The organism is Pseudovibrio sp. Ad26, from assembly GCF_001623285.1.
Taxonomy (GTDB): domain Bacteria; phylum Pseudomonadota; class Alphaproteobacteria; order Rhizobiales; family Stappiaceae; genus Pseudovibrio; species Pseudovibrio ascidiaceicola.
Genome location: NZ_LMCE01000015.1, coordinates 149,487 through 176,474, shown reverse-complemented (window position 1 = coordinate 176,474; position 26,988 = coordinate 149,487). Strand labels below are relative to the sequence as shown.

Sequence of the window (26,988 nt, the reverse complement as noted above, 5' to 3'; positions counted from 1 at the left end):
CGCTGTAGGTGAAACCTAATCCAGCATTACGTTGCGGCGGGCTTCGTTGGTGCGTTTGGTGGAGAGGAGGAGGTTGGTCTCGCTGGCTGAAATGCCATCAATCAGACGGATGCGGCGCAGCACATCATCGAAGTGGACGAGCGTATCGGTTCCCAGCTCCATGATCAGATCCCACTTGCCGTTTGTTGTGTGCAAGGCAGTGACCTCGGTCATCTTGTTGAGGTGATCGACGATGCGTTGGGTGCCTTTGCCCTCGATCTTGATCATCATAATGCCACGAACAGGTTGTTCAAAGACATCGCCCCGCAGCACGACCGTGTAGCCGAGAATGTCACCAACAGACTTCAAACGCTCCATACGTGAGCGCACAGTCGAGCGAGAAATCTTCAGCTCAAGGGCTAGATCAGAAACACTCGCACGCGCATTTCTACGTAGTGTCGCGATGATTTTTTGATCTATACCATCCAAAGTGCGTAACCTTACTTACCAATCTGGCCAATGCGACCACCATTTTGATCACAATGACAGCTTTTTACCGCCACTTCCACAAGGATAATAGTCCATATCGGATTTAATCGGGAAGTGGGAATGAAGAATACCGTTGTGCTCGTCGGGGCACCTGTACAGACAGGAACCAACATTCAGGGCTGCTTGATGGGCCCGGATGCTCTACGAACCGCCGGACTGCAAGACTCCCTGGAAGCACTTGGCTACTCCGTTATAGACCGAGGCAACATTTTACCAGAGGCAAGTCGGGATCGAGTTCATTCCAACAGCGCTGTCCACCATTTGAGTGAGACAATCAGCTGGACTGAGAAGCTCCATGACGTCGCTTTAACGGAAATTCGTGAAGGTCATCTGCCCGTCTTCCTTGGTGGGGATCACTCCATGGCAGCTGGAACTGTCAGCGGTATTGTCCGTGCGGCGGCAGAAGCTGGTGAAGAACAGTTTGTGCTCTGGCTGGATGCGCATCCTGATTTCCATAATCTCAGCACAACGACCAGCGGCAATCTGCACGGCACGCCCGCGGCTTACTTTTGTGGTCTCTCCGGTTTTGAGGGGTATTATCCGGAGCTGAACACATCAATCAAGCCAGAGAATATCTGCATGATGGGCTTGCGGTCCGTCGACAATGCGGAGCGGGCTGCCCTGCAGAAAACCGGCATTGAGACCTACGACATGCGCCGGATCGATGAAAACGGTGTAGTCAAGCCGATCAATGAGTTTCTGGAGCGTGTGAAGGCCGCCAATGGCCGGCTACACCTGAGCTTTGATGTGGACTTTCTGGACCCGGACATTGCACCAGCAGTGGGCACGACTGTTCCAGGCGGTGCGACTTTCCGTGAAGCGCATTTGATTATGGAGATGCTCTGCGACAGTCGGTTGGTCACCTCTGTGGATCTGGTAGAGCTGAACCCATTCCTGGATGTGCGTGGCCGGACAGCGACTTTGATGGCGGATCTGGTTTCCAGCTTGTTTGGCAAGCAGGTGCTGGACCATCCAAACCGCGCCTGATCGCAAGCAACACAATAAAAGATAGGTATCCCCATATGGTCCAGTTCGTAAGCGTTTCTAAAATTTTGGACTTGGTCAACAAACACGGTGTCGAGACTGTTTTGAAAGGCATGACCGAGTATGTGGAGGAAGATTACCGCCGCTGGTCTCTGTTTGACAAAACACCTCGTATTGCAAGCCATTCCAAAGTTGGCGTTATCGAACTGATGCCGACCAGCGATGGGGAGCTGTACAGCTTCAAATATGTGAATGGTCATCCGAAGAACACCAAGGAAGGTAAGCAGACTGTGACTGCATTTGGCATGCTTGCTGATGTGGACACGGGCTATCCGTTCTTCCTCTCCGAGATGACTGTTCTGACTGCCCTGCGTACTGCTGCGACCTCTGTTATGGCGGCAAAGCATCTGGCGCGAGCAGATTCAAAAACCATGGCGATCATCGGCAATGGAGCTCAGTCTGAATTTCAGGCGCTGGCGTTTAAGGCGGTTATGGGCATTACCAACTTGCGCCTGTTTGATACGGATGCGGAAGCAACAGAGAAGTGTGCTGCAAACCTTGACGGTAAAGGCTTTACCATCACCATCTGCCGCAGCTCTGAAGAAGCAATCACGGGTGCGGATATCATCACCACGGTGACCGCTGATAAGCAGCAGGCCACCATTTTGACCGACAACATGGTTGGAGCTGGCGTGCACATCAATGCCATTGGTGGTGACTGCCCCGGCAAGACCGAGCTGCACAAGGACATTTTGCTGCGCTCCAAGATCTTCGTTGAGTATCCGGAGCAGACCCGCATTGAAGGCGAGATCCAACAGCTAGATGACGACTATCCGGTTGTTGAGCTTTGGGAAGTGATTACGGGCGCTGCTGAGGGCCGCACCACAGAGCGGGACATCACCTTGTTCGACTCCGTAGGTTTTGCCATCGAGGACTTTTCCGGCTTGCGCTACATCTATGATCTGGTGAAGCAGGATGAAACAACTCAAGACCTTGAGATGATTGCTGAACCGGCTGATCCGCGCAATCTCTTTGGTCTTTTAGAAGTTAAACAAGCTGCCGAGTAAGAGCAGCGGTCATCGTTAAACTATCCCTTGCCCGGGGTTTGTAAGCGCCTGTCCACCTAGCAGGCGCTTCTTTTTTGCTGCTTAGCTCATAAGTGAGAGCCAAGCCCAGTCTCTTCCAGATCATTTACAGGAGGGTCTCAATGTGAGCTCTCTTTGCTTCAAGCCAGATCTCATCAATAAAAAGGCTGATGGTCTCGCGCAGTTCAACGCTGTTGTTTGGATCAAGCTGTTCGGCAAGAAGTTTATCAAACACTTCTGCTTCTACTACTCGGCCTTCCACGGTCTCTGCGATCTCAGGGGTGTATTTTTGTGCGATGAACTCAGTGATCACATCAAGGGTATCCACAGCCGCTTGCCTGATCTCATTATCTGGGACGGAGAAGTCACCCTCCAGCAACTCTGCCGGAAGTACAGACGCCACGTCATGGTTTTCTGGTTCAGCAGCTTTTACTTCGACTTTGGAAACGAATGGTGCGAGTGAGTCACTATTCAGCTTTTCCTCGGCAAAGTGAACACCAGTTACAACCTGCCTTGATGTCAGGCTATGGTTCTGGCCAGCAGAGAAACCACAGGCGTTGCAGGCCTGATCGTAGGCTTGGGTTCCAAGGGTTTCACCATATTTGTCCAGAAGAGCAGTACGGAACGCTCCTTGATCTGCTCCCTTTTGAGAATCCGAATTGCCTTGCAACGCAAGCCAGGAGACAAAACGACCTTGGATTGACGTGCTTGCCTGACGGGTTTGTACGCCCCCATCCGCAACCGTCAGCTTTTGAGAAGGCTCTGATGCGATCGCGATATTCTGGAAGTTACTCAAGCTAACTGAAGTCATAGTGTCCATCCCATTCTGCTGGTTTTTTTGTGATGGGATCAGACTAACGTTAAGTCAGATGAGCCACTGTTTTGTTCATCACAGCGCTCATGACACCTGAGTAACAACTCTGTCAGGCAGGGGTTGAGAAGCGATCTTTATTGTTGCTTTTCTTGGATAATGGACTGAAAGAACTTAGCTTTATGCGAGGCATCACGAGCTGGACTGCACCCGCCTAAAGTCGTGAATAACTGAATTATCTTCAGCCAACTCAAGCTAATTTGCTCAGTTTGGCGTTGCTGGCAAGTTCCGTTTTGAACCGCAACTGAAATCTGCCAGTTATTGAAGTCAGAGTTTAAAGAGCAAGCATCGCAATCGTGAGTGAAAGCCCAAAGCAGTCTTTCTTCAGGCTCCCACCAAGCTACATGCATGTCACTTTGCCTATATAGGCTGTGGGTGCAGCTTCGCTCACTTGTTGCGCTGATTGTAGCAAGCCCGCATCTTTGCAGTTTCAGCACTACTCAATTTTGCCTCCGGGCGATAAATATCGAACTCAAATGTTTCACTGCGGCCTGCATCAGCACGAAACCCCTGCGATGCATTTGGCTTGACCTCTTTCAAGCATGAACTGTAAGCCTTAAAGGAGATAAAGGCTCGCTTGCTTTGCTCACTTGAACCACAGGCAGTCAGCAGGCTCAACATAGCGACAGACGCCAGCACGAGGGGTGCAGATTTCTTTTTCATAAAGCAGAGCTTTCGTTGTTTGGGTGACACTTCTTATGATTTGATCGCTTCACGTTTGCGACGAGGCCAGAGCCTTTGAGCGCGCCAATATTGGTTACTCGCTTAGTTTCTGACATACCGAAAATCGACGGCATGGATACCATAAAAAATGAGATGCACAACACGGCGAGAGCACTAAAAGCTAGTTGGAAGCAATTTGCAACTTCAGGCACAAACTTGCCGGAATACTCGCTCTGATATAAAGCTGCGCCCTCTTATTATCTGTGAAATTTAAAGGGAGTCGCGCGGCTATGATTACCTGTTATGTGCATTATGAATTGAACCCGAGGAAGGTTGCTGAGTTTGAGCATTATGCCCGGCTTTGGATCCCGTTGGTTGAGAAGTTTGGTGGGCAGCATCATGGGTATTTTCTGCCTCACGAAAGCACGAATGACCTGGCGCTGGCTTTGTTCTCGTTTCCATCGCTCGCAGCCTATGAGCAATATCGCAAAGACAGCATGAAAGACGAAGACTGCCAGAAGGCCTTTGCTTACGCCGAAGAAACGCAATGCATACGCCGTTATGACCGGCAGTTTTTGCGGCCAGTGCTGAAGTAACTCCGGGAGTGGGGTCTTCGTTGAAGTCTACTTGGTGTGTTTCAAAGAGTATTCGACGACCTTGTCGCCTGCGATGAGCAGGAGGAGTTTCTTGGAGTCCCGTTTCACTTCAACAGGGCACTTCTTGGCGGCATCGGCTTTAATTTCCGTGAGTTTTTTGTCGAGGGCGGCGAGTTCGCGTTCGGCTTTCCGGAAGTCATTCCGCTTTTTACCGGCTTTTTTCCAATGAGGTGCCAGCTTTAGCAGATTGGCTTGCGCCTCTTCATACTCTTTGTCTTCGCTGAGCTTTTTGACGTCGCCTTTGTTTTTCTTACTCGCCTCATACAGTTTGGCGACCAGCTGGTTGTAGAGCTTGTCGAGATCATCAAAACCGCTGCTTTCGCGCTCCAGTGAGTTTTTGAGCCGCGTGAGCTTTCCGTGCGCTTCCGAGGCTTTGGAAACCTTGGGGGAGTCTTCAACGGCTGCCTCATAGCTTTTATCAAGGAAGGTTTTGTTGCCCAGCTCTTTGTTGAAGTTGGTTATATCCAGTAAATGAATGCCGTGTTTATGGTCCATTTTCTGCTTCAGGTCCGAAAGACCGCTGCGGAAATCGGAGAGGTTTTTAAAGGTCTTCAGAGTTTTTCCGGCCATTTCTGTCACCTGCTATTATTCAAAAAAACGCTAATGCAAAACGGTCAGGCTCAAAAGGAAGAGGTCTTTCGTTAGTTAAGCAAAGCAGAACCGGAGGTGACAAAAGCGAGTGTTTCGGTGAAGTTGTTCGCTTTGGCTTTTCTGAAAGACTAAGCCGGAAACTGCACTGGTCTTTCCCCACGCACAAACGTTTCTTTGAGAATTTAAAGTGGGTGGGTTGAGTAAAATACTATTTCCCCAAAACCTAAAATATCCTAGTAGTTTTGCTGGGCAATGCAGCAAGGGCCCGACCCTTTTGATTTTCCCATCCTCCATTCACTCGCAGCGTTTTGTGCAAGACGAAGCGCGCGCAGCTCTGGTTTGTCAAAATGAAAAGCTTCTCCGCTGCTTGTCAAAAAATTGCAAAAGACTCCGTCAGCCTGTTCTGGATCATGGTCAAGACCATGGTTCCTGTGATGATCCTTGTTCGCATTCTGATGGAGTTCGGGATGGTAGATTACCTGGGCATTGCGCTTGAGCCGCTGATGGGTCTGATGGGCCTGCCTGCTGTAACGGGGCTTGTTCTTGCAGTTGGCTTGCTGGTAGGCACCTACTCCGCAGTGGCTGTGATGCTGACTATTTTGCCGCTGGTATCGCTGAGTGTTGCTGATGTGACTGTGCTGCTTTCTGTGGTGTTGATCGCCCATGCATTGCCTCTGGAGCAGAGTATCTCCCGCCGTGCCGGGATCAGCTTTGTGTTTTCCTCCAGCCTTCGGTTCGTGGTGGGCATCACCTACGGCATGGTGCTGAACCTGTTTTACTCCGCAGGTGGCTGGCTGCAGCAGCCGATCCAGCTTGACTGGTTGCCTTTCGTGCCAACGATCGAAGAGACATGGCTGCAGTGGGGTTACTCCAGTGCGTCGCTGCTCTTCACCATGTTCTGGATTATCATGGGGCTGATCATCTTCCTGAAGTTGCTGGAACTGATGAAGATCACCGATCTGATTGGTTGGCTGCTCTCTCCGTTGCTACGCCTCATGGGCATCAGCAAGGCAGCAACGCCGATCACCATGGTTGGTGTTTTACTTGGGCTTTCTTACGGTGGTGGCCTCATCATCAAAGAAGCGCAGGAAGGCAAGTTATCCTCTCGCGATGTGGTGTTGTCGCTCTCCTTCATGGGCATCTGCCATGGGTTGATTGAGGATCCGCTGGTGATGATGGCGTTTGGCGCGCACTGGTCCGGCGCACTGGTTGGGCGTTTCGTGTTCTGCGTTGCTGCGATGGCGCTGATTGGTCGCTTGATCCAGATGATGCCGGAGGATGCGTTCAACCGGTTCCTCTACCGCCCAGCGAAAACAGCCAAGGCGGTTGGCTGATACTCTGTCCTGTTCCTGATGCATAGTTACGTTTCAGGAACACGCCTCGCTTAAGATGTTTCGCAGTGAGCTTACTCAGGTCTGATTGCGGAACATGTGCATGAGCGAAACACCTCCTCAAGAGACGCGCCCCCCTAACGAGGCCTGGTTTGAAACCAGGTGGTGGTGGCGGGTGAAGATGTGGCTGCAATGGGCCAGCTGGCTGCAGTACCTGCCCAATCTGGTGGTTGTGGTGCTGTTGCTGGTGTTGGCTGGGATCGGTGCGCTGGTCGGGTGCTGGCCATTTCTGTTGGTGGATTTGCCGCTTGTTCTTGCGGTGCTGTTGTTTTTCAATCTGATTTTCGATGTGGTTACAGTTCGGTATGGCTTTCACCCGGAAGAGCCGCTGCCAACCAGCCTTGAGCATCTGGATGCATTTGAGTTGATGCGGACGCGGGTCTCGTGCCGGTCCTTTCAAAAGCGGCTTATGAGCGAAGAGCATCGCCAAATGGTGCTTTCATTGGCAGAGCGGACTAGCAGGCCAGAGCATTGTCTGGGCCCTCACCCCATTCGCTTTGAATATGTCGACAATCCGCTTGTGGTTTGGCCTGCGGTTGGGACGCATGAGTTTTTGGTGGCTATTGCACCGCGTGCGTATCATGAGATGGCGGTGGTGGATGTGGGGCGCAGTTTGCAGAAGGTGGTGATTGAGGCCACGCGGCAAGGGCTGGCCACCTGCTGGATTGGGCCGGGAGCCGACCACAAGAGCATCATCAAGCATCTGGGTGAACGGTTTGATCCTGAGAAGGATCACATCATTTGCGTTTGCGGGTTTGGGTATCGCTCCCGCTACACCCCGCTGGCGATCCGCCTCATCCAGAAGGCACAGCGGCATCGGCTGGATGTGCAGGACTTGTTCTTTGCGGATGCTGGTTTTGCCAAGCCACTCAACACGAACGCACGGCCCTATCGAGAGTTTGGGCGGTGTTATGAGGTGTGCCAATGGTCGCCCTCCTCCTACAATGCACAGCCGACACGGGGTGTCGTGCTTGCGGAGAATGCGAGGATACGGCGGGTGGATTTTTGTGCGGCGACGCATTCACGGTACTACGCCATGGTGGCCTTGGGGATCTGGCTGGCGAACTGGGAATGCGGGTGTGAGGCGCTTGGCAAGGCGGGGCGGTTTGATCAACTTGCGCCAGAGATGCGCGGCAAAGAGCCGTTCCCGGATCTGCCGCGCTATGTCATCTCGTGGATGCCTGAGGAGATGAGCTCCTCAGGCTGAGCTTATCGGCTTAGACCCAGCGGACGTGCTTTGTGGTGTTGCTGGTGTGGTCGGCAGCTGGTGGGCTGGCGTGTTTTTGTTGCGGTGATTTCAACTCGCTCAACGCATCCTCAATGATATCGTTGAAACTTTCGACCGTGACGGAGCTCAGGAACGTCTCATCCTCCCGCTTCTCAATGAGCCGCTCAATCGCGAGATCGCGGATTGGCGGGATGTTGGCTGCAAAGTAGGTGCCCGTCGCCTCGCTGTCCCAGCCAATGCCAGGGACGTCGTGCTGCTCGGCCAGTGCGGGGAAATTCTCCCAGTTCAGCTGTCGCGACAGGTCATGGATGGCGACTTCTGCATTTTCTGGCAGAGAGTGCAGGAAGCTTTGTTCTGCGTATTTCCAGACCTGCTTTTCAAAGCGCTCAACGGCGATCTTCATCGGGTTAGGTGTTTCGGAAACTCTCAGGGCCTCCCCTTTCTCGACAGGTCTTTGGTCTCGCAGCACATTACGGTAGATACTCTGCAGCAGTTCATTGCCCCATGCTTTGGAGGTGGCATTTTCAGCCAGCAGTGGGTCATACTTCCCGGCAATTTCTGTGCTGAGGCGGGCCATCAGTTCCCGTTCTACGTGGAAGGGGTTCCGCTCCGTGTATTTGCCATCCGCGCGGGCAGCGAGAAGTTCGGTGTTTGTCTCCGGGGTCTCAATGATCTCACTTTGGAACGAAGGAACCGTCTGATGAGCCTTGTTCTGAACCAGATTGTTGATCGGATCGTGCTTCACATCTTCAGAGAGGGCCTTGATGCGCACTGCTGAGCTTTCGTTTCTCAGCACCTGATGTTCTGCAAAGTTGACGCCTTCCTGCACTTGCCGGGATGTCAGGCTGTGGCTTGTGCCAGGATTCTGGTCGCAAGCCCGACAGGCGGCCTGATAGGCTTTCTCGCCCAGCGTTTTGCCGTAGTGGTTGGTGAGCGCCAGACGGAAGGCGCCCTGATCTGCTTGCTTTTGCTCAGCGCCTTCGGCCTGTTGCTTGACCCATGTGACGAGCCGGCCAGCGATTGCGGTGCTGGAGTGGGTCTTCACCTGTCCCTCAGCAACCGAGAGCTTGCCATCCTGCGGGATGGTGTGTGCGGCGGAGACAAAACTGTTCAAACCAATCGCTGTCATTGTCCAACTCCCATGATGTCAGCGGCCCGGGCATGCTGCCCTCCCACCTTCCAGAGTAAGCAATGCATTTGCTAGTTGCTGTTCTGAGCGTCACAGGGAACAGTGGGATTTCATAGGGAAGACTGCGTAGTTGGCACTATTTGTCATGCTCCTTCAGGAAGGCATAGATGATTTCGTGGAGGCGTTCGCCGTCGAAGCTGGGAAAGTGACCGCCGTGGATGGTACGGACGGGGATGTCCAGCAGGCGCTTCATACTGGCGATGTAGTCCGCCATGTTGGAGTGGTAGCAGTCTGTCACCAGCGGGCCGTCATAGACGATGTCTCCTGCGATCAGGGTTTCTGTCGCTTTTTCCCATAAGGCGATACCGCCGGGGGAATGGCCGGGTGTATGGATGACCTCGAAGTGCCGATCTCCGGTGGTGAGCACTTCGCCATCTTCCAGCAGGTGGCTGGCAGGGGCTGGTTTGACGGCGTATTCGGAGGACTTGTAGGGCTCTGGCGGAAGCGCGTCGAAGATATCGTCAGTTGCGTAAGGATCAGCCAGCGTGTTCTGACGGGTTGGATGGGCCAGCAGGTCAGCTTCTGCGATATGGATCAAGCGATGCGGGAACTCGTGGTGGCAGCCGATATGGTCAAAGTGGGTGTGACTGGCGACGGCCATGACGGACTTTTCAGCGGTGAGCGCCACATGCTGCCGCAGGCTGACAACGCCCATGCCACTGTCCACCAACAGATCCTTGTGGCGTCCACGCACATGCCAGATGTTGCAGCGGTAGAACTGCTTGATGTAGGGCTCATCAATCAGCGTTATGTCATCTGCCAGTTTCGTGGTGCGATACCACTTCTGGGCCGGAATGCGTTCCACCGCTCATCCCTCCTGCTTGATCAGAGAAGTCCATCATAGCCAGCTCTGGTGTGCAGGGGGATAACTTTATTTGGTGGGAGTTATTTCGCCCCGCAAAATGCTGCGGGACGGAGGAACTCAGGAAAAACGGAAAGAACGCAAATGAACGCACATAGCAACGCAAGCTCGGTTTTGCGGGGTTGTCCCCGTTTTAGGCGTTGCTGCTTGGGGAGTAATCCGCGGCATTCACAGTTTTTGGGCGACCTTCCAGCGAGAGGCTGGTGATGCGTGGGGCAGTTTCGGCGATGACCTTGCCGCGGCGAACAACAGTGAGGCGAGTTGCCTTCATGCGGAGGGCTTCAATGGCATCTTGTGCCTGAAGCAACACGAAGTCTGCGTTGCCACCGACTTTGACGCCGTAGCCTTCCAGCCCCATGATCTTTGCAGAGTTTGTTGTGACGGCCTCATAGCAATAGCGGAGGTCATCACGACTGGAGAGCTGGCCTACATGCAGGCCCATGCTGGCGACTTCCAGCATGTCTGCGTTGCCCAGCGAGTACCAGGGATCCATCACACAGTCATGACCGAAGCCGACGGTGATGCCGAGTTCGCGCATTTCGCGCACGCGGGTTTGGCCACGGCGTTTTGGGTAGGTGTCGTGACGGCCCTGAAGCATGATGTTGATCAGCGGGTTGGCAATGGCACAGACATCGGCTTCCGCCATCAAAGGCAGCAACTTGGAGACGTAGTAATTGTCCATGGAATGCATGGAGGTGAGATGTGATCCAGTCACCCTGCCCTGCATGCCCAAGCGCCGTGTCTCGTAAGTCAGTGCCTCAATGTGGCGTGAGAGAGGATCATCGGATTCATCGCAGTGCACGTCCACCCGCAGGCCGCGTTGTGCTGCAATTTCCATGAGGGCCTTCACGGAGCGGGCACCGTCTTCCATAGTGCGCTCAAAGTGCGGGATGCCGCCGACCACATCCACGCCCATATCCAGTGCGCGGAGCAGGTTGTTTTCCGCCGTTGGTGAACGGTAGAAGCCATCCTGCGGAAAGGCGACCAGCTGCAAATCGATATAAGGCGCAATGCGTTGCTTTACATCCAGCAGGGCTTCCACGCCGAGCAGACGATCATCACACACATCTACGTGGCTTCTGATGGCCAACAAGCCCTGAGAGACTGCAAGATCGCAGTAGCGCAGAGCACATTCGACAACCGCATCAATGGTGAGTAGAGGTTTCAGCTCTCCCCAGAGGCTGATGCCTTCCAGCAGGGTGCCGCTCTCGTTCATTCTTGGCAGGCCGAGGGAAAGGGTGGCATCCATATGGAAGTGCGGGTCAACAAATGGTGCTGAGACCAGCTGACCCTGTGCATCAATCATACGCTCCGCTTCTGCGGTGATGCCCTTTTCAATCGCGGTGATTGTGCCGTTTTTCACCGCGATATCTACACCAGCTTCACCAGTGGTCAGAACTGCGTTTTTGACAAGGAGATCCAGAGACATGAGTGGTGCCTTTCTTGCTTTTCCAGCTTAACGCTGACCACGGAAATAAGGTTGCAGCAGGGCGCGCGGGTAGTCTGCCTTGCGAGCTACAAGCACCAGCGCCACGATGGATAGCAGGTACGGGATCATCAGGAAGACCTGCGATGGGATCACCGCGCCGACCTCGTTTTGCAGGCGGATCTGGAAGGCATCAAACGCGCCAAACAGCAGCGCGCCCAGCAAAGCCTTACCCGGTCTCCAACTTGCAAACACCACCAGTGCAATGCAGATCCAGCCGCGTCCGTTGATCATGCCGAAGAAGAAGGCATCAAAGGCGGACATGGTGAGGAAGGCACCGCCCAGCGCCATCAACGCAGACCCGGCCATGATTGCCCCGATACGCAATGCGAAGACCGAAAGGCCTTGTGCTTCAACAGCGGATGGATTGTCACCCACGGCGCGGATGGCGAGGCCAAGCGGGGTGCGATAGAGCACGTAACTGACCAGCAAGACCATGGCGAGTGCCAGAAAGGTCATGGATGTTTGCTGGAAGAGAGCTGGGCCAATGAAGGGCAGATCTGAAAGAACCGGAATATCAAGCGGCTGGAATGCCTCGATCCGTGGCGGGCTGGACACTTTTGGCAGAGCTGTGCGGTAGGTGAAGTAGCTGACCGAGGTTGCAAACATAGTTATGCCAAGGCCTGACACGTGCTGAGACAAGCCCAGCGGCACCGTGAGGATGCCGTGGAGCAAGCCGAAAAATGCCCCCGCCAATGCTGCGACGAGGATGCCGCCCCAGAGGCCAGCTCCGAGCCAAACAGCCATCCAGCCACACATGGCGCCAACCACGAAGATGCCCTCAATACCGAGGTTGAGCACCCCTGCCCGCTCGCAGACCAAGGCACCCAACACGCCGAAGATGAGCGGGGTTGCGATGCGGATGGCAGCAGCCCAGAAATTTGCGGAGAGAAGAATATCAATATATTCCATGGCTTATGCCTCCCCTTTGGCGACAAGTGGTGTCTTTTTGGGCCTGACAAAGCGGATTTTAAAGCGCACAAACAGGCTGGAAATCAATACGCAGATCAAAGACATGGCGACCACAAGATCAGCAATATAACTGGACACGCCCATGGCACGGCTCATGCTATCTGCCCCCACAAAGACTGCTGCAATGAAGATGGCGGCCATGACCACACCAACGGGTGAGAGACCTGCAAGCATCGCAACGACAACGCCGGTGTAACCGAAGCCCGGGGAGATATCGGCAGTCAAATACCCTTTGAGGCCAGCCACTTCGCTGACACCAGCAAGGCCTGCAAGTGCACCGGAGATCAAGCCGACTTTGATGAATGTGGAGGTGACCGGAATGCCAGCATGTTTTGCGGCAGAGACGTTTTCACCCGTTGCACGGATTTCAAAACCCCAGACGCTGCGCTTCATCATGATGTAGATGATCAGGGCTGATGCCAGTGCGATCACGAGGCCCCAGTGGATGCGCATGCGGGCGAACATTTTGGGCAGTGTGGCGGCGCTGGTCATGGGTTCTGACTGCGGCCAGCCCATGCCCATGGGGTCTTTCATGGGGCCTTCCAGCATCATCTGCACAAACAGCAGCACGACGAAGTTGAGCAGCAAGGTGGTGACCACTTCATCCGCGCCCAGCTTCGTTTTCAGCAGGGTTGGCACCAGCATCAAGGTGCCGCCAGCAATCATGCCTGCCAGTATAATCAGCGGGATCATAATGTAGGCGGGCGCGGAGATTGCGCCGGAGCCGATGGCGACTGCTGCGAGTGCGCCCACATAGAGCTGGCCTTCTGCACCGATGTTCCAGAGTTTGGCACGAAAGGCGACACTTACGGCCAGACCCGTGAAAATGAGTGGCGTTGCGCGGGCCAAAAGCTCAGAGAATGCGAACTTGGAGCCGAATGCGCCTTTGAAGATGTGCCCGTAGGCGGCGAAAACTTCTCCCCCTGCTGCTGCAATGGGGATCGCGGCAAGCACGAGCGCGGTGATTCCGGCGATAACTGGCAGGGCAAACGCGAAGAGCGAAGAAACATTGGTACGAGGTTCAAACCGGATCATGCTGCTTGTTCCCCTTTTATGGATTGTCCTGCCATCATCAGGCCAACCTGTTTCTTATCCAGCTTTTCCGTCTCCACTGGCTCGCAGATATGCCCGCGATGGATCACGGCAATCCTGTCGGATAACTGGAAGAGTTCGTCCAGATCTTCCGAGATGAGAAGGATGCCTGCGCCTCTGTCTCGCGCCTCTTGCAGGCGGCGGTGCACATCAGCTGTTGCCCCTACATCCAGCCCTCTGGAAGGCTGGGCGGCAAGGACGATATTGGGTTGCTGGTCCAGCGTTCTGGCGAGGACGATTTTTTGGATGTTCCCGCCGGAAAGCAGACGGGAGACAGCAAGCGGGCCGGAGCAGCGAATGTCATAGGCCTTGATAGCCTCCTGAGCACGCTTGCGAATTTCGTTGAAGCGGAGAAGGCCTAAGCGCTGATAGGCAGGCTTGCGGATCTCTTCCAGAACGAGGTTTTCCTCCACCGACATGGCACCAACGATGCCATCGTGATGGCGGTCTTCCGGGATGCGGGCAATACCGGACCGGATCACCGCAGCAGCATTTGGTTTCAGCGGATTGCCATGAAGAGTGACAGTTCCAGCCGTTGGTTCTTCCAAGCCGGAGACAACCTTTGCCAAGGTGCTTTGACCGTTGCCAGAGACACCTGCGAGGCCGATGATTTCCCCCTTTTTGAGGGCGAGATTGACGTTCTCAATCTGCTCTCGGCCCTCTCCTGCACTGACGCCAGCAAAAACCAGCGTTTCATCTTCCGGATAGCCGGGTTTGCGTTCTGCAGTTTGGACTGAATGCCCAACCATCACTTCAGCCAGTTGGTGACGATTGCACTCCGATGTTGGCAGGTCAGCAACGATCCGCCCACCTCTAAGAACAGCAACACGATCAGAAGCGCCAAGCACTTCGGCCATCTTGTGGGAGATGAAGATGATCGCCATTCCCTTGGCGGCCAGCAGCTTTAAAGTTTTGAAAAGACTGTCGGATTCCTGTGGCGTGAGAACCGCAGTGGGTTCGTCCAGCACCAGAATGCGGGCATCGCGGTAGAGCGCTTTGAGGATTTCGACGCGCTGTCGTTCGCCAACAGCCAGCTTGGAGACGCGCAGATCCAGATCAACTTCAAGACCAGAGCTCTGCATCAGCTCCTGCAGTTTTGCTCGCGCTTTGGAGCGGCTGAAACGGCGTGAGAACAGGCTCTCCGTTCCCAAAACGATGTTCTCAAGACCCGTCAGGTTCTCAGCTAGCGTGAAGTGCTGGTGAACCATACCTATCCCCGCTTCAAGGGCCGCCTGAGGAGCGCCGGGTTCCAGATCAACCAGAATACCAGAGGAGTGACGTACCATGACACGTCCTTGGTCAGCCACATAATGACCGAACAGGATATTCATGAGCGTGGTTTTCCCCGCTCCGTTCTCACCCAGCAACGCAACGATTTCCCCGGCATGCAGGTCCAGATTGACGTTTCCGTTGGCAACCAGATCACCGAAGATCTTGGTTATGTTTTGAAGAGATAAAAGCGGATGCCCGCTCTCAGTTTCTGGCATGGGATACCCTTAGACTGAAGAGGTTATGCGCGCGGCAGGCGGAGAAGGCGGGCCAGGTTATCCCCCCGGCCCGATCAGCGTTAATTGGAGGACTTTGGCTCTTCGTCGTTGATCTCAACGATAAAGGACCCATCCAGAATGCTCGCTTCGACAGCTTTAACCTTGCCAAGAAGGTCCGCATCCACCAGCGTTTCATCAACGACCAACGAACCACCACCATGGCCCATGAAGGAGTACTTGCCGTAGTCTTCAGCCTTGAAGTTATTCGCCTTTACAGCCGCAATTGCAGTGTCGACCGTTGGCTCCATATGCCAGATTGCTGAGGCGAGGATGGTGTTTGGATAGTCGGCAGCGGTGTCGATCACATTGCCAATCGCGAAGATGCTTTTTTCCATCGCAGCATCGGATACACCGAAGCGTTCCGCATACAACACATCCGCTCCAGCATCGATCATGGCGTAAGCGGTTTCCTTCGCTTTTGGCGGATCGTACCAGGAGTTGATGAAGTTGACGGTGAAGGTCACGTCCGGATTGGTTGCCTTAGCGCCATTCATGAATGCGTGCATCAGGCGGTTCACTTCCGGAATGGCGAAGCCGCCGATCATGCCAATTTTGCCTGACTTGGACTTTGCGCCTGCGATCATACCGGAGAGGTAAGATGGTTCGTGAATGAAGTTGTCGAATACAGCAAAGTTTGGTTCAGCAGCAGGGAAAGAAGAGCCCATGAGGAAGGCTGTTTCAGGGTATTCCGCAGCCACGTTACGGGCTGCACGCTCTACTGCGAACGCCTCGCCAACAATGAGCTGATGACCCGCTTCGGCGTATTCACGCATCACCCGTTCGTAGTCTGTGTTGGCTGTGTTCTCGGAGTAGACGTAAGTGATGTCACCACGCTCCGCCGCTGCATTGAGCGCTTGGTGGATGCGGCCAACCCATTGTTGCTCAACAGGAACGGTGTAAATCGCTGCAACCTTGAGAGGTTCGGCAGCTAAAACTTTTGCTGGAGAATAAACCGCGATTATGGCCGCAAAAGCAGCTACGGCTGCGAGAACATGGCGTCTCACCAAACCGTTCAAACGTGTCGCAAACATGCACACCCCCTGAAATCAATAATTGTGCAGGGCTGCAGATCAGACTGCAGCCGCAATCTGCCCTATCTCGCATTTTAAGTGAAAAGGTCCTGAGCAGGACGAAGGCATTAAAAATGGCTGTATACGAGACAAAGCGGCTAATGACTAGATGCCTCAGAAGTATTTTTTGCATGACGGCACGTAAATTAATGCAGATCACACAGTACTTTTCTTATGGTATTCAGCTATTTATCGACTTTATAAATATTATTTAACCACTATATGGCTGTGGATTGAGCCAAGCGACGACAAAACACTCGAATCGAAGCAACATTATGAAATTTTACTTTTCGGTCAAATAATTTCAATCAATATTATTTTGCAATATTTTCCATAGATTGAAAAATAGCTCACAACGCCTAATGAATGCTCTATCTGCCTAAATTGCACACATATAGCAGGTTGATTTCATGCAGGAATTAGCGCTTGCTGCTTATAGAGTGAGCAAGAGGGCTATTGCAGATCGCTGAGAGAAATTTGGGAATTATTGTATTTGCGAGCGCTTGAATGCGTTTCTTGCGCTGCCCGGAGGAGTGCAATCGCACCCCTCACATTGTGATATGGTGTAGCTTAAGCAGTCACGGTTGCAGCTTCCCAATCGGTTAGGATCTGCATAATCTGACGGCTGTCCTCAACACTTGGAGCCGGACTTTCCAGCGCCTTTTTGCCAGCTTCAATCGCTTCGCGGATCGCTCTGACCTGATAGACAAAGGCATTGCCGTCTGCTGTGATTGTGCGCGTATCTCCCGGCTTTTCGTATGGGGTAACCGTGAAGATATTCCCCTCAGCCTCCGGTAGCCATGGGTTGGAATTCAACACCAGACTTGCCTTGGAACCAAGCACTGTGAAAGCAGCATGCAGTCCGTAGTCTTCCGCTGTGTGAAGCTGGCAGACAACACCGTTATTCAACCGCAACGTCGCTGCAGACTCGCAGATATTCCCGTCCGCACCGCGTCGACCCATCGCCGAAATGTTATAGTTCTCAAAAATATGAGTTGGGAATGCGGTCTGTAACAGAAGATGCATCAGCGAGGTCGGATAGCAACCAAGGTTATAAAGTGCCCCCTTGCTGTGTGGGTTCACGAACCTGGCAATTGACGCGCAGTACTGAGCTGTAATCGACTGGATCTCACCCAACTCCCCAGAGGCAACCACATCGCGAATAGCAGCTGCAAACGGGTGGTTCAGATACATCAACCCTTCCACGAAGAATACACCGTTCTCGGCAACCGCTTTCAGCGCCTGATCGGTTTTTTCCATGTCAATAGACAGCGACTTTTCGCAGAGAATGGCTTTCCCCGCATTTGCTGCCTTGATCACGTACTCGTGGTGAATATGGTTTGGGAGAGCGATGTAAATGATATCAACGGCTTCGTCTTCAATCAGTTCGTTGAAGTCATCAAAGGTATGCTCAACATCGTACTTTTCTGCGAAGACTTTCAGAGGCACTTCTGACCGGCCTGCCACGGAATGTATCCGCGTCGATCCTTCCGCTTGTATAGCGTCTGCCATTGTCAGCGAGATGAAGCTTGTTCCGAGAAAGCCCCAGTTCAGTTTCGACATTGTTTTTCTCCAGAACACAGGATCCCGAGAACATCACGGGAAGAACTCCGGAAATAACCCTAATCACATTTAAGGAATGAGAAAATACCGGAGATCAATAGCTTACTGCTTATCCAAGTTTATCGATAAAAGAGCAGGTACTCTTTGCTAAGTACTTACAATTTTACTGAACCAACGGGCTGTCAGAACCAAGTAAATCAATACCTTTTATCTCAGCAGATCCTGCCAGGATGGTGATGTATTGAGACACTGCTTTGGACCAGCTTGCGGCTTCCAACCATGCTCTGATGGTTTCCTCAACATGCTCGAGTGGCAGGGTGTTCCCTTCAATCTTCCTGTTCAGGAAAATGATGTGGTAGCCGAACTTGGTCTCAACAGGTTCGCCTGTCATCTGTCCTGCATGCATCGATTGGAGCGCTTTTTCAAACTCCGAAACTGTGCTGCCCTTGGTCAATTGGCCCAGATTTCCGCCCGTTTCTTTTGAAGGGCAAGCGGAGTACTCCAGCGCTAAATCTGCAAAGGCCTCTGGTTTATCCTGAAGCAGTTTGATTACATCGTGGGCTCGCGCTTTGGCAATGCTGCGGGCAGTGAGTTGATCTGACCCAGCTGCAAACAGGATGTGGCTGGCTTCATAGATTGGCTCTGAGCTGAAGCGGGCCTTGTTGTTCTCATAGTAGCGCTGACACTCATCTGTAGAGGCTGACGGGATATCGACTTCCTGCTCGATCAGCTCTCTAATCGCAGCATCTTCAGGCGTTTCACTTCCGTCATCCATCTGTTCTGGTGCCGCCTGAATGTTCAAAGACCTGGCTTGCTGCAACAGCAACTCTCGGACAACTAACGCTCTGGCGGCAGCTTGCACGGCTTGACCAGGGTTCTCAGCTGGATGGTTTTGGGCTTCTGCCAGAATATTCTGCTCTGAGATCTGAACGCCGTTAACTGACACATCTGTGATGATCGGCTTGCTTTTAGGCGGCACCTTGGTGCTCGGCAGATCCACGTCTGCCGGAGCACCCTCACTCAGATTTGGGTTGGTGTAGAGATTGGCCATTTCACCTCACTCAGCAGGATTTCGTGAATTGGTGGAGTTGCGCTCACGCACGATCTGGTAACCAGGACGCCACAAGTATCTTGCCGGAACGCTGAGCATGTGCACCAAGCGCGTGAACGGGAAGATGAGCAAGATCGACAATCCCACAAACAGGTGCAACTTGAAGATCCATGAGGCATCAGCGACATAGGTTGCCGCATCACCGCGGAACGTGAAGATGCCTTGTGCCCATGTCATCAGTTTAACCATCTCCTCACCATCCAGATGCTGCAAGGAGATCGGAATGGTTGCCAAACCCAACAAAAGCTGGAAACCGAGAAGGCAGATGATGAAGGTATCCATGGCACTGGAGGCTGCCCTTACCCGCGCATCGTAGAGCCTGCGGTGAATGAGCAATCCAGCTCCAACAATTGCCATCAACCCCGCTATGCCACCAACAACAATCGCCAATACCTGCTTTGCACCATGGCTGATGCCTAGCATTTCGAAGATTGCAATTGGTGTGAGCATTCCAACGAAATGGCCAAGGAAGATGACGAGTACGCCCACATGGAAGAGTACCGAACCCCAGACCAGTTGTTTACGGCGGAGGAGCTGGCTTGAACCAGCACGCCAGCTGTAAGGCTCACGGTCATAACGGATGATTGTGCCTACAATCAAAACTGAGAGGGCGATGTATGGATATATTCCGAAGAACAACGTGTTGAAGAAGCCAGACATTTCTAGGTCTCCCCTTGGATGTTCTGTGGCGTTGGATCAGAGGGACGTCTGTCCGCAGCTCTCATTTGCATTCTTAAGCGATCAGGGCCGCAGCTGCCTTCTCCTGCATTGCCACCAAATTTGACGACCTCTTCTTGCCAAATGCGATCCATGGCTTCGAGATCATTTGGATCATCTTCGGGCTCTGCAAGAATGTTTGAGAGGAGCTCTTTGGAAGGTGCCGCTTTGCTGATTTCAGCAACAGCCCCAAATGCATTGGCGTAGATTGAGCCTTTCTTTTTGAGACGCAAACGAAGGGCTTCGAAGATATGCGCGGTCTGACCAAGCAGTTCCTGCGCCTCAGTAAAAGGCTGATGCGCCAAGTATTCGAGGAATAACGGGATGTAGTCTGGGAGTTCCGTGGTTTCTACTGCGAAACCATTTTTCAGGTACATCTCACGCAGATCGACGAGTGCTTGTCCGCGATCCCTACTCTCACCATGCACATGCTCAAACAGATGTAGTGAATGTGAGCGAGTCCGATCAAACAGGAACACGTATCGCTCCTGCACCTCATAAAGATCTTTACCAGCCAGATCATCGCAAAGAGTGCAAATCACTTTCTGGCCTTTAGCTGAGAGCAGGCGATCTGAGTTTATTGCTTTTTTCAGTGCTGGCAGGTCATCTAGCAGTTCTTGCGTCGGATAGTTGAGCAAGAGCGAGAGGATTTTTAAGGAGACGATCATCCGCGCATCTCCTTAAATATATCCGTTGGTGTTTCGACAGTTTTCTTGCGGGAACCACCGAACAGGTCAGTTCCATCACTGCCGCCAGAGCAACCATTGCCGAATGAGAAGCCGCAGGAGCCCCGGACATCGTAGGCATCCTCGGAAACTTCACGGTGAGTGGTTGGGATGACGAAGCGGTCCTCGTAGTTGGCAATCGCCATGATCTTGTACATGTCTTCAATCAACTCAGAAGTCAGCCCAACTCGTTCAGCAATAGCTTCATTGACTACGCCATCAACTGACTTGGAGCGCATGTAGGAGCGCATGGCGAGCATCCGTTCCAACGCCGTGACGACAGGCTCGTCTTTGCCTGCTGTGAGGAGGTTGGAGAGATAGCGGACCGGAATACGCATGCTCCGGACATCCGGCAGGTCACCATCCCAACCGATCTTGCCAGCCTCCGCGGCTGACTGGATTGGGGAGAGAGGTGGAATGTACCAAACCATTGGCAGTGTGCGGTATTCCGGGTGAAGTGGGAAAGCCACTTTCCAGTCGATTGCCATCTTATAGATTGGAGAAGCTTTGGCGGCATTCAGCCAATCCTCAGGAACACCATCTTTGCGGGCTTGTTCGATCACTTTCGGATCATGCGGATCAAGGAAGACCTTCAGTTGCTCTTCGTAGAGGTCCTTCTCATCCTTGGTTGAGGCTGCTTCTTCGATCTTATCCGCATCGTACAGGATCACACCCAGATAACGGATACGGCCTACGCAGGTTTCGGAACAGACTGTTGGTTGACCGGATTCAATGCGCGGATAACAGAAGATGCATTTTTCTGACTTACCGGAGGACCAGTTGAAGTAGATCTTCTTGTAAGGACAGCCAGAGACGCACATGCGCCAACCACGGCATTTTTCCTGATCGATCAGGACGATACCGTCATCTTCACGTTTATAGATGGCACCTGATGGGCACGCAGCGACACATGTTGGGTTGAGGCAGTGCTCACACAGGCGTGGCAGGTACATCATGAAAGTGTTTTCAAACTCGCCGTAGATTTCCTTCTCAATACCCTCAAAGTTGTAATCCTTTGAGCGCTTAGAGAACTCACCACCGAGAATTTCTTCCCAGTTGGGTCCCCATTCAATTTTTTCTATCCGCTCGCCGGTGATCGCTGATTTTGGGCGGGCTGTTGGGAACTGAGCACTTTCAGGAGCGCCTTGCAGGTGCTCGTAATCATAATCAAACGGTTCGTAGTAGTCGTCAATTTCTGGCAGGTCAGGGTTTGCAAAGATCTTCGCCAGAATGCGCCATTTGGCACCCATCTTGGGAATGATCTTGCCATTGCGTTTGCGAACCCAGCCACCGTTCCATTTCTTTTGGTTTTCCCAGTCTTTGGGGTAACCAATACCGGGTTTGGTTTCCACGTTGTTGAACCAGGCGTATTCAACGCCTTCCCGGTTGGTCCAAACGTTTTTACAAGTTACTGAACAGGTATGGCAGCCAATGCATTTATCCAGATTCAGCACCATTCCGACTTGTGCGCGGATTTTCATTCTGCTGCCTCCTGACCACTGTCATCCAGTGGTTCTTCCATCCAGTTCACTTTTTCCAGTTTGTGAACCACAACGAACTCATCGCGGTTGGAGCCAACCGTTCCATAGTAGTTAAAGCCATAGGATTGCTGCGCGTATCCACCAATCATATGCGTTGGTTTGGTGACGGTTCTGGTCACCGAGTTATGGATACCGCCTCGTTGTCCGGTGAGCTCTGATCCCGGTGTATTCACGATCTTTTCCTGAGCGTGATACATGTAGATCGTGCCTTCTTTCATGCGCTGAGAGACCACCGCACGAGCCACAAGCGCACCATTGATGTTGAAGACTTCAACCCAGTCATTGTCTTCAATGTCAGCCTTTTGCGCATCGACTTCTGAAATCCAGACCACCGGACCGCCACGGTTGAGCGTGAGCATCAGCAGGTTGTCTGTGTACGTGGAGTGGATGCCCCACTTCTGGTGCGGAGTGATGAAGTTAAGCACCAACTGTTTTCTGCCGAGAGACTTGTCATCAATCACCGGTTTGACGCCTTTGGTGTCTATCGGCGGCCTGTACACGCAGAAGCCTTCGCCAAATGCACGCATCCAGAGGTGATCCTGATAAAGTTGCTGACGACCGGAGATCGTTCGCCACGGGATCAACTCATGTACATTGGTGTAGCCTGCGTTGTAGCAAACATGCTCAGACTCAATGCCAGACCACGTTGGTGAAGAGATGATCTTACGCGGCTGAGCGACGATATCGCGGAAGCGGATTTTCTCTTCTTCCTTTGGCAACGCCAGATGGGTGTGGTCTCTGCCAGTGAACTCAGAAAGAGCAGCCCAAGCTTTGACAGCCACTTCACCATTGGTTTCCGGGGCCAGAGACAAGACGACTTCACTTGCATCAATATCCGTTTCGATTTTGGCCAAGCCTTTGGTTGGACCGTCTTCCAGTACCTCGCCATTCAGGCCTTTGAGGAGGTCTACCTCGTGCTCGGTGTTCCAACTGATGCCTTTGCCACCGTTGCCGAGTTTACTCATCAACGGGCCAAGAGCTGTGAAGCACTTGTAAATGTTTGGATAATCACGCTCAACGACCACAACGTTCGGCATTGTCTTACCGGGTTGCGGGTCAATATCGCCTTTCTTCCAATCTGCAACGTCAAATGGTTGGGCGATCTCGCCTGCGGTATCGTGCAGGATTGGGACAAGAACCACGTCCTTTTCTTTGCCGAGAACTTCCTGAGATACCTCAGAAAAGGACTTGGCAATTCCCTTGAAGATCTCCCAGTCACTGCGGGCTTCCCATGCAGGATCTGCTGCGCTGGAGAGTGGGTGAATGAAGGGATGCATGTCCGAGGTGTTGAGGTCGTTTTTCTCGTACCATGTGGCTGTTGGCAGAACGATATCCGAATACACGCAGGTGGTGGACATACGGAAGTCGAGCGTGACGAGCAGATCGAGCTTTCCTTCGGGCGCATTGTCATGCCAGACAGCTTCTTTTGCACGCTGACGGCCTTCTTCACCGAGGTCTTTGCCAAGTACACCATGCTCAGTACCAAGCAGATGGCGGAGGAAGTATTCATGGCCTTTACCGGAGGACCCAAGCAGGTTGGAGCGCCAGACAAACAGGTTGCGCGGCCAATTGGCTTCGTTGTCGGGGTCCTCACAAGACAGTTTGAGGCCACCAGACTTCAACTCCTGAGCAATGTAGTCTTTAGCTTCTTTGCCGCTCTCTTCTATCGCTTTGGCAACTTGAAGCGAGTTGGTCTCAAGTTGCGGTGCTGATGGCAACCACCCCATACGCTCTGCGCGGATGTTGTAATCAATCAGCGATGCATCCCAATCCCCATCAGGGGCGGTTGGCGACAAGATTTCATCTACCTTGAGCGTCTCGTAGCGCCATTGATCTGTATGCGCATAGAAGAAGGATGTTGAGTTCATATGCCGTGGTGGGCGTGTCCAATCCAACGCAAAGGCGAGTGCTGTCCATCCGGTTTGTGGGCGAAGCTTTTCCTGCCCCACATAGTGGCTCCAGCCACCACCAGATTGACCAACGCAGCCGCACATCACCAGCAGATTGATGATGCCACGGTAGTTCATATCCATGTGGTACCAGTGGTTCAGACCAGCACCGAGGATGACCATGGAACGTCCGTTTGTCTTCTCGGCGTTTGTCGCGAACTCGCGGGCCGTTGTGATGATATGATCTTTGGGAACGCCTGTGATTTTCTCTGCCCATGCAGGCGTGTAAGGCAGTTCCTCATCATAGGACTTGGCAGAGTTTGGATCATCCAATCCGCGATCCAGACCGTAGTTGGCAATAAAGAGGTCGAAAACGGATGCGACAAGCGCTTCACCTTCCGCCAGCTTCACTTTCTTTGCGGGGACTTTGCGCACCATCACGCTTTCATGGTTGGTTCCCGCAAAGTGATCATGCTCGCGATTGCCGAAGTATGGGAAAGCCACGTCAGCGACTTCATCATGATCAGCTTTGTCAATGAAAGACATGGCGAGGTCAGTGTCTTTGCCGGCACCGTCTCTTTCTTCAAGATTCCATTTGCCTTTCTCCCCCCAGCGGAAGCCGATGGAGCCATGCGGAACCACAATCTTCTTCGACTTGCGGTCCAGGGCGACAGTTTTCCATTCCGGATTATTTTCTTCCCCCAGCTTGTCCGCAAATTCGGAAGCACGCAGGAGGCGTTCCGGGATGTATTTGCCGTCTTTTTTGACGAGGCGAACCAGCAGCGGCATGTCGGAATATTTCCGGCAGTAGTCCTCGAAGTATTTTGCCTGCCTGTCTAAATGGTACTCACGCAGGATGACATGCCCCATGGCCATTGCCAGCGCTGCATCAGTGCCTTGCTTTGGATGGAGCCAGAGATCCGAGAACTTGGCCGCTTCCGAGTAATCTGGGCAGACCACGACTGACTTGGTGCCTTTGTAGCGAACCTCGGTGTAGAAGTGCGCATCGGGTGTACGCGTTTGGGGAACGTTGGAGCCCCACAACATCAGGAAGCCCGCATTGTACCAATCAGCAGATTCAGGCACATCGGTTTGCTCACCCCATGTTTGTGGTGAGGCAGGAGGCAGATCGCAGTACCAATCGTAGAACGACATGCATGTGCCGCCGAGCAAGGACAGATAGCGGGTTCCAGCTGCATAAGAAATCATGGACATAGCCGGAATTGGCGAGAAGCCAACGACACGGTCAGGGCCCCATTTCTTCGCTGTGTAAGCATTTGCTGCTGCGATGATTTCGTTGACTTCTTCCCAAGTGGCTCGCACAAAACCACCGTGTCCGCGCACTTTCAGGTAATCTGCGCGCTTTGCAGGATCATCCTGAATGGCTGCCCACGCAGCGACCGGCGATTTCACTGTCCGCTCGTTACGCCATAACTTGAGGAGACGGGAGCGAATGAGTGGATGCTTCACCCGGTTTGCGGAGTACATGTACCAACTGTAGCTGGCACCACGAGAACAACCCCGTGGCTCATGGTTTGGCAGGCCCGGGCGCGTACGCGGATAATCCGTCTGCTGGGTTTCCCAGGTGACAATCCCGCCTTTAACGTAGATCTTCCAGGAACAGGAACCAGTGCAGTTCACACCATGGGTCGAGCGTACGATTTTGTCGTATTGCCATCGCTTTCGATAGCTGTCTTCCCAATTTCGGTTCTCATTGGTTGTAACACCGTGCCCGTTTGCAAAGGTACCAGTGTCCTGTTTTGCGAAGAAGTTCAGTTTATCGAGTAGTAGAGACATCTGAAATGCCCTTCACGTTATTTGCTTAGCACGGAACGGATGCACCCTTGCGGGTGTAGAAGAACCACGTGATCACCAGACAGATCACGTAGAAGATGCCGAAGGCCCAAAGCGCGGCATCCGGACCACCTGTGTAGGCGATAGAAGTTCCGTAGGCTTTGGGGATGAAGAAGGCACCGTAGGCTGCGATTGCAGAAGTGAAGGCGATGATGGCCGCACTTTCACGTTCTGACTGACGCAGGTGAGCTGTTGCATCCAGCTCTGGCATCAAGAGGCCGACCTGTTGGCGCATGATGGTCGGGATCATCTGGAATGTGGAGGCGTTGCCTACGCCTGTCAGGAAGAACAGTGCCATGAAGCAGGCAAAGAAGCCCCAGAAAGCCCCCGGCTCTGTTTTGATGGACAAGAAGAACAGCACACCGCCAACAGCAACCGCCATGAACAAGAAGGTCCAGAACGTTACGCGGCCGCCACCATATTTATCAGATACCCAACCCGTTCCAGCGCGGGAGAGTGCGCCAACGAGTGGTCCAAGGAATGCGAAGGTGAGTGCATTTACTTCCGGAAACTGTGTTTTCATGAGCAACGGGAAGCCTGCGGAGTAGCCGATAAAGCTTCCGAAAGTCCCCGTATAAAGAATGCACATGATCCAGTTGTGCGCTCTTGAGAAGATGATGGACTGCTCTTTAAAACTCGCTTTGGCATCAGCGATATCATTCATGCCAAACCATGCAGCCAGCGTGGCGATAATGAGGAATGGAACCCAAACGAAGCCTGCATTCTGGATCCAAAGCTGCGATCCGTCTTCAAGGATTTGGGGAGCGCCACCGATCGCACCGAAGACACCTGCTGTGATGACAAGTGGTACGACAAACTGCATGACGGAAACGCCGAGGTTTCCGAGGCCTGCATTGAGCGCAAGCGCATTCCCTTTTTCTTTCTTTGGGTAGAAGAACGCAATGTTCGCCATTGAAGAAGCGAAGTTGCCGCCCCCGAAACCGCAAAGCAGGGCTAAAAGAAGGAAGATGCTGTAAGGTGTGGTGGGATCTTGAACTGCATATCCAATGCCTAAAGCCGGAAGAAGCAGCGATGCTGTGGTCAGCGTTGTCCAAAGGCGGCCACCAAATATTGGGACCATAAAGGAATAAAAGATCCTGAGCGTCGCACCAGAAAGGCCTGGTAAAGCGGCCAGCAGGAACAGCTGGTCTGTCGTATAATCAAAACCGATGGCGGGCAGCCTTGCGACAACAACACTCCAAACCAGCCACACTGAGAAAGCAAGCAAAAGTGCCGGAATAGAGATCCAAAGGTTCCGAGAGGCAATCGCCTTACCCTTGGTTTCCCAGAATTCCGGATCATCCGGTCGCCATTCAACTAGTGTGTGCCCTTTTTGAGTGTGGTTATCAGACATACATTCATTCCTTTTGGCT

The 26,988-nt window shown here is 53.0% G+C and carries 22 protein-coding genes and 1 pseudogene; 5 read left to right on the top strand and 18 right to left on the bottom strand.

Annotated elements, in window-relative coordinates; all coding sequences use genetic code 11:
- Positions 1-15: 15 nt before the first annotated feature.
- Entirely contained in the window at positions 16-468 is a 453-nt protein-coding gene (locus PsAD26_RS03675) for an Lrp/AsnC family transcriptional regulator (RefSeq protein ID WP_063300096.1), read from the bottom strand.
- A gap of 120 nt (positions 469-588) precedes the next feature.
- Between PsAD26_RS03675 and rocF the strand changes: the two genes are divergently transcribed.
- Both rocF and PsAD26_RS03665 read left to right on the top strand, forming a co-directional pair.
- The gene (gene rocF, locus PsAD26_RS03670; protein ID WP_063300095.1) at positions 589-1,515 is read left to right on the top strand and encodes an arginase; all 927 of its coding nucleotides are present in this window, start codon (positions 589-591) and stop codon (positions 1,513-1,515) included.
- 35 nt (positions 1,516-1,550) lie between these two features.
- Complete coding sequence (locus PsAD26_RS03665; protein WP_063300094.1) at positions 1,551-2,579, top strand: ornithine cyclodeaminase; 1,029 nt, start codon at positions 1,551-1,553, stop codon at positions 2,577-2,579.
- A gap of 124 nt (positions 2,580-2,703) precedes the next feature.
- Here PsAD26_RS03665 and PsAD26_RS03660 read toward each other — a convergent pair whose 3' ends face one another.
- Both PsAD26_RS03660 and PsAD26_RS03650 read right to left on the bottom strand, forming a co-directional pair.
- Positions 2,704-3,408 (bottom strand): hypothetical protein, encoded by a 705-nt coding sequence (locus PsAD26_RS03660; protein WP_063309391.1) that lies wholly within the window; start codon positions 3,406-3,408, stop codon positions 2,704-2,706.
- A 447-nt stretch (positions 3,409-3,855) separates the two neighbouring features.
- Positions 3,856-4,131: a hypothetical protein gene (locus PsAD26_RS03650; RefSeq protein ID WP_063309296.1), complete on the bottom strand. Its 276-nt coding sequence runs from the start codon at positions 4,129-4,131 to the stop codon at positions 3,856-3,858.
- A gap of 290 nt (positions 4,132-4,421) precedes the next feature.
- On the opposite strand from PsAD26_RS03650, the gene PsAD26_RS03645 reads away from it, so the two are divergent.
- Positions 4,422-4,727, top strand: coding sequence for an NIPSNAP family protein (locus tag PsAD26_RS03645; protein ID WP_063309295.1), 306 nt, complete (start codon positions 4,422-4,424; stop codon positions 4,725-4,727).
- Between the two features lie 27 nt (positions 4,728-4,754).
- Here PsAD26_RS03645 and PsAD26_RS03640 read toward each other — a convergent pair whose 3' ends face one another.
- A complete protein-coding gene (locus PsAD26_RS03640) occupies positions 4,755-5,357 on the bottom strand; it encodes a hypothetical protein (RefSeq protein WP_063309294.1) in 603 nt (200 codons plus the stop codon).
- 368 nt (positions 5,358-5,725) lie between these two features.
- Between PsAD26_RS03640 and PsAD26_RS03635 the strand changes: the two genes are divergently transcribed.
- Together PsAD26_RS03635 and PsAD26_RS03630 are read left to right on the top strand one after the other, a co-directional pair.
- Entirely contained in the window at positions 5,726-6,712 is a 987-nt protein-coding gene (locus tag PsAD26_RS03635) for a nucleoside recognition protein (protein ID WP_208985487.1), read from the top strand.
- 100 nt (positions 6,713-6,812) lie between these two features.
- A complete protein-coding gene (locus PsAD26_RS03630; protein ID WP_208985486.1) occupies positions 6,813-7,976 on the top strand; it encodes a nitroreductase family protein in 1,164 nt (387 codons plus the stop codon).
- Positions 7,977-7,986: 10 nt separating this feature from the next.
- Here PsAD26_RS03630 and PsAD26_RS03625 read toward each other — a convergent pair whose 3' ends face one another.
- The 14 genes and pseudogenes from PsAD26_RS03625 to PsAD26_RS03560 all read right to left on the bottom strand — a co-directional run.
- Positions 7,987-9,126, bottom strand: a complete 1,140-nt coding sequence (locus PsAD26_RS03625; protein ID WP_208985485.1) for a hypothetical protein — start codon at positions 9,124-9,126, stop codon at positions 7,987-7,989.
- Positions 9,127-9,262: 136 nt separating this feature from the next.
- Complete coding sequence (locus PsAD26_RS03620) at positions 9,263-9,991, bottom strand: MBL fold metallo-hydrolase (protein ID WP_063304340.1); 729 nt, start codon at positions 9,989-9,991, stop codon at positions 9,263-9,265.
- A 190-nt stretch (positions 9,992-10,181) separates the two neighbouring features.
- Complete coding sequence (locus PsAD26_RS03615; RefSeq protein ID WP_063309292.1) at positions 10,182-11,477, bottom strand: amidohydrolase family protein; 1,296 nt, start codon at positions 11,475-11,477, stop codon at positions 10,182-10,184.
- A 27-nt stretch (positions 11,478-11,504) separates the two neighbouring features.
- A complete protein-coding gene (locus PsAD26_RS03610) occupies positions 11,505-12,446 on the bottom strand; it encodes an ABC transporter permease (RefSeq protein WP_063286558.1) in 942 nt (313 codons plus the stop codon).
- A 3-nt stretch (positions 12,447-12,449) separates the two neighbouring features.
- On the bottom strand, positions 12,450-13,541 hold the full coding sequence (locus PsAD26_RS03605; RefSeq protein ID WP_063306132.1) for an ABC transporter permease: 1,092 nt from the start codon (positions 13,539-13,541) through the stop codon (positions 12,450-12,452).
- Complete coding sequence (locus PsAD26_RS03600) at positions 13,538-15,085, bottom strand: ABC transporter ATP-binding protein (RefSeq protein WP_063309291.1); 1,548 nt, start codon at positions 15,083-15,085, stop codon at positions 13,538-13,540. Before PsAD26_RS03600 ends, PsAD26_RS03605 begins: the two co-directional genes overlap by 4 nt.
- 80 nt (positions 15,086-15,165) lie before the next feature.
- On the bottom strand, positions 15,166-16,176 hold the full coding sequence (locus PsAD26_RS03595) for a BMP family protein (protein WP_063309290.1): 1,011 nt from the start codon (positions 16,174-16,176) through the stop codon (positions 15,166-15,168).
- A gap of 609 nt (positions 16,177-16,785) precedes the next feature.
- Positions 16,786-17,778, bottom strand: a complete 993-nt coding sequence (locus PsAD26_RS03590; protein ID WP_084403560.1) for a Gfo/Idh/MocA family oxidoreductase — start codon at positions 17,776-17,778, stop codon at positions 16,786-16,788.
- A 163-nt stretch (positions 17,779-17,941) separates the two neighbouring features.
- The gene (locus tag PsAD26_RS03585; protein WP_063309289.1) at positions 17,942-18,829 is read right to left on the bottom strand and encodes a peptidylprolyl isomerase; all 888 of its coding nucleotides are present in this window, start codon (positions 18,827-18,829) and stop codon (positions 17,942-17,944) included.
- A gap of 6 nt (positions 18,830-18,835) precedes the next feature.
- Positions 18,836-19,549, bottom strand: coding sequence for a respiratory nitrate reductase subunit gamma (narI, locus tag PsAD26_RS03580; RefSeq protein WP_063309288.1), 714 nt, complete (start codon positions 19,547-19,549; stop codon positions 18,836-18,838).
- Positions 19,550-19,551: 2 nt separating this feature from the next.
- Complete coding sequence (narJ, locus tag PsAD26_RS03575) at positions 19,552-20,274, bottom strand: nitrate reductase molybdenum cofactor assembly chaperone (RefSeq protein WP_063309287.1); 723 nt, start codon at positions 20,272-20,274, stop codon at positions 19,552-19,554.
- Positions 20,271-21,812: a nitrate reductase subunit beta gene (gene narH / locus PsAD26_RS03570; RefSeq protein ID WP_063309286.1), complete on the bottom strand. Its 1,542-nt coding sequence runs from the start codon at positions 21,810-21,812 to the stop codon at positions 20,271-20,273. The genes narJ and narH overlap by 4 nt, the downstream gene beginning before the upstream one ends.
- On the bottom strand, positions 21,809-25,558 hold the full coding sequence (locus PsAD26_RS03565; protein WP_063309285.1) for a nitrate reductase subunit alpha: 3,750 nt from the start codon (positions 25,556-25,558) through the stop codon (positions 21,809-21,811). Before PsAD26_RS03565 ends, narH begins: the two co-directional genes overlap by 4 nt.
- Positions 25,559-25,583: 25 nt before the next feature.
- Positions 25,584-26,936 (bottom strand): annotated as a pseudogene (locus tag PsAD26_RS03560) (NarK family nitrate/nitrite MFS transporter); the annotation flags it as partial.
- Positions 26,937-26,988: the final 52 nt, after the last annotated feature.

Bases quoted from the DNA above. Each gene is read 5' to 3' on its own strand.
- rocF (WP_063300095.1), top strand. From the start codon at position 589: ATGAAGAATACCGTTGTGCTCGTCGGGGCACCTGTACAGACAGGAACC.
- PsAD26_RS03665 (WP_063300094.1), top strand. From the start codon at position 1,551: ATGGTCCAGTTCGTAAGCGTTTCTAAAATTTTGGACTTGGTCAACAAA.
- PsAD26_RS03660 (WP_063309391.1), bottom strand. From the start codon at position 3,408: ATGACTTCAGTTAGCTTGAGTAACTTCCAGAATATCGCGATCGCATCA.
- PsAD26_RS03650 (WP_063309296.1), bottom strand. From the start codon at position 4,131: ATGAAAAAGAAATCTGCACCCCTCGTGCTGGCGTCTGTCGCTATGTTG.
- PsAD26_RS03645 (WP_063309295.1), top strand. From the start codon at position 4,422: ATGATTACCTGTTATGTGCATTATGAATTGAACCCGAGGAAGGTTGCT.
- PsAD26_RS03640 (WP_063309294.1), bottom strand. From the start codon at position 5,357: ATGGCCGGAAAAACTCTGAAGACCTTTAAAAACCTCTCCGATTTCCGC.
- PsAD26_RS03635 (WP_208985487.1), top strand. From the start codon at position 5,726: ATGAAAAGCTTCTCCGCTGCTTGTCAAAAAATTGCAAAAGACTCCGTC.
- PsAD26_RS03630 (WP_208985486.1), top strand. From the start codon at position 6,813: ATGAGCGAAACACCTCCTCAAGAGACGCGCCCCCCTAACGAGGCCTGG.
- PsAD26_RS03625 (WP_208985485.1), bottom strand. From the start codon at position 9,126: ATGACAGCGATTGGTTTGAACAGTTTTGTCTCCGCCGCACACACCATC.
- PsAD26_RS03615 (WP_063309292.1), bottom strand. From the start codon at position 11,477: ATGTCTCTGGATCTCCTTGTCAAAAACGCAGTTCTGACCACTGGTGAA.
- PsAD26_RS03610 (WP_063286558.1), bottom strand. From the start codon at position 12,446: ATGGAATATATTGATATTCTTCTCTCCGCAAATTTCTGGGCTGCTGCC.
- PsAD26_RS03605 (WP_063306132.1), bottom strand. From the start codon at position 13,541: ATGATCCGGTTTGAACCTCGTACCAATGTTTCTTCGCTCTTCGCGTTT.
- PsAD26_RS03600 (WP_063309291.1), bottom strand. From the start codon at position 15,085: ATGCCAGAAACTGAGAGCGGGCATCCGCTTTTATCTCTTCAAAACATA.
- PsAD26_RS03595 (WP_063309290.1), bottom strand. From the start codon at position 16,176: ATGTTTGCGACACGTTTGAACGGTTTGGTGAGACGCCATGTTCTCGCA.
- PsAD26_RS03590 (WP_084403560.1), bottom strand. From the start codon at position 17,778: ATGTCGAAACTGAACTGGGGCTTTCTCGGAACAAGCTTCATCTCGCTG.
- PsAD26_RS03585 (WP_063309289.1), bottom strand. From the start codon at position 18,829: ATGGCCAATCTCTACACCAACCCAAATCTGAGTGAGGGTGCTCCGGCA.
- narI (WP_063309288.1), bottom strand. From the start codon at position 19,549: ATGTCTGGCTTCTTCAACACGTTGTTCTTCGGAATATATCCATACATC.
- narJ (WP_063309287.1), bottom strand. From the start codon at position 20,274: ATGATCGTCTCCTTAAAAATCCTCTCGCTCTTGCTCAACTATCCGACG.
- narH (WP_063309286.1), bottom strand. From the start codon at position 21,812: ATGAAAATCCGCGCACAAGTCGGAATGGTGCTGAATCTGGATAAATGC.
- PsAD26_RS03565 (WP_063309285.1), bottom strand. From the start codon at position 25,558: ATGTCTCTACTACTCGATAAACTGAACTTCTTCGCAAAACAGGACACT.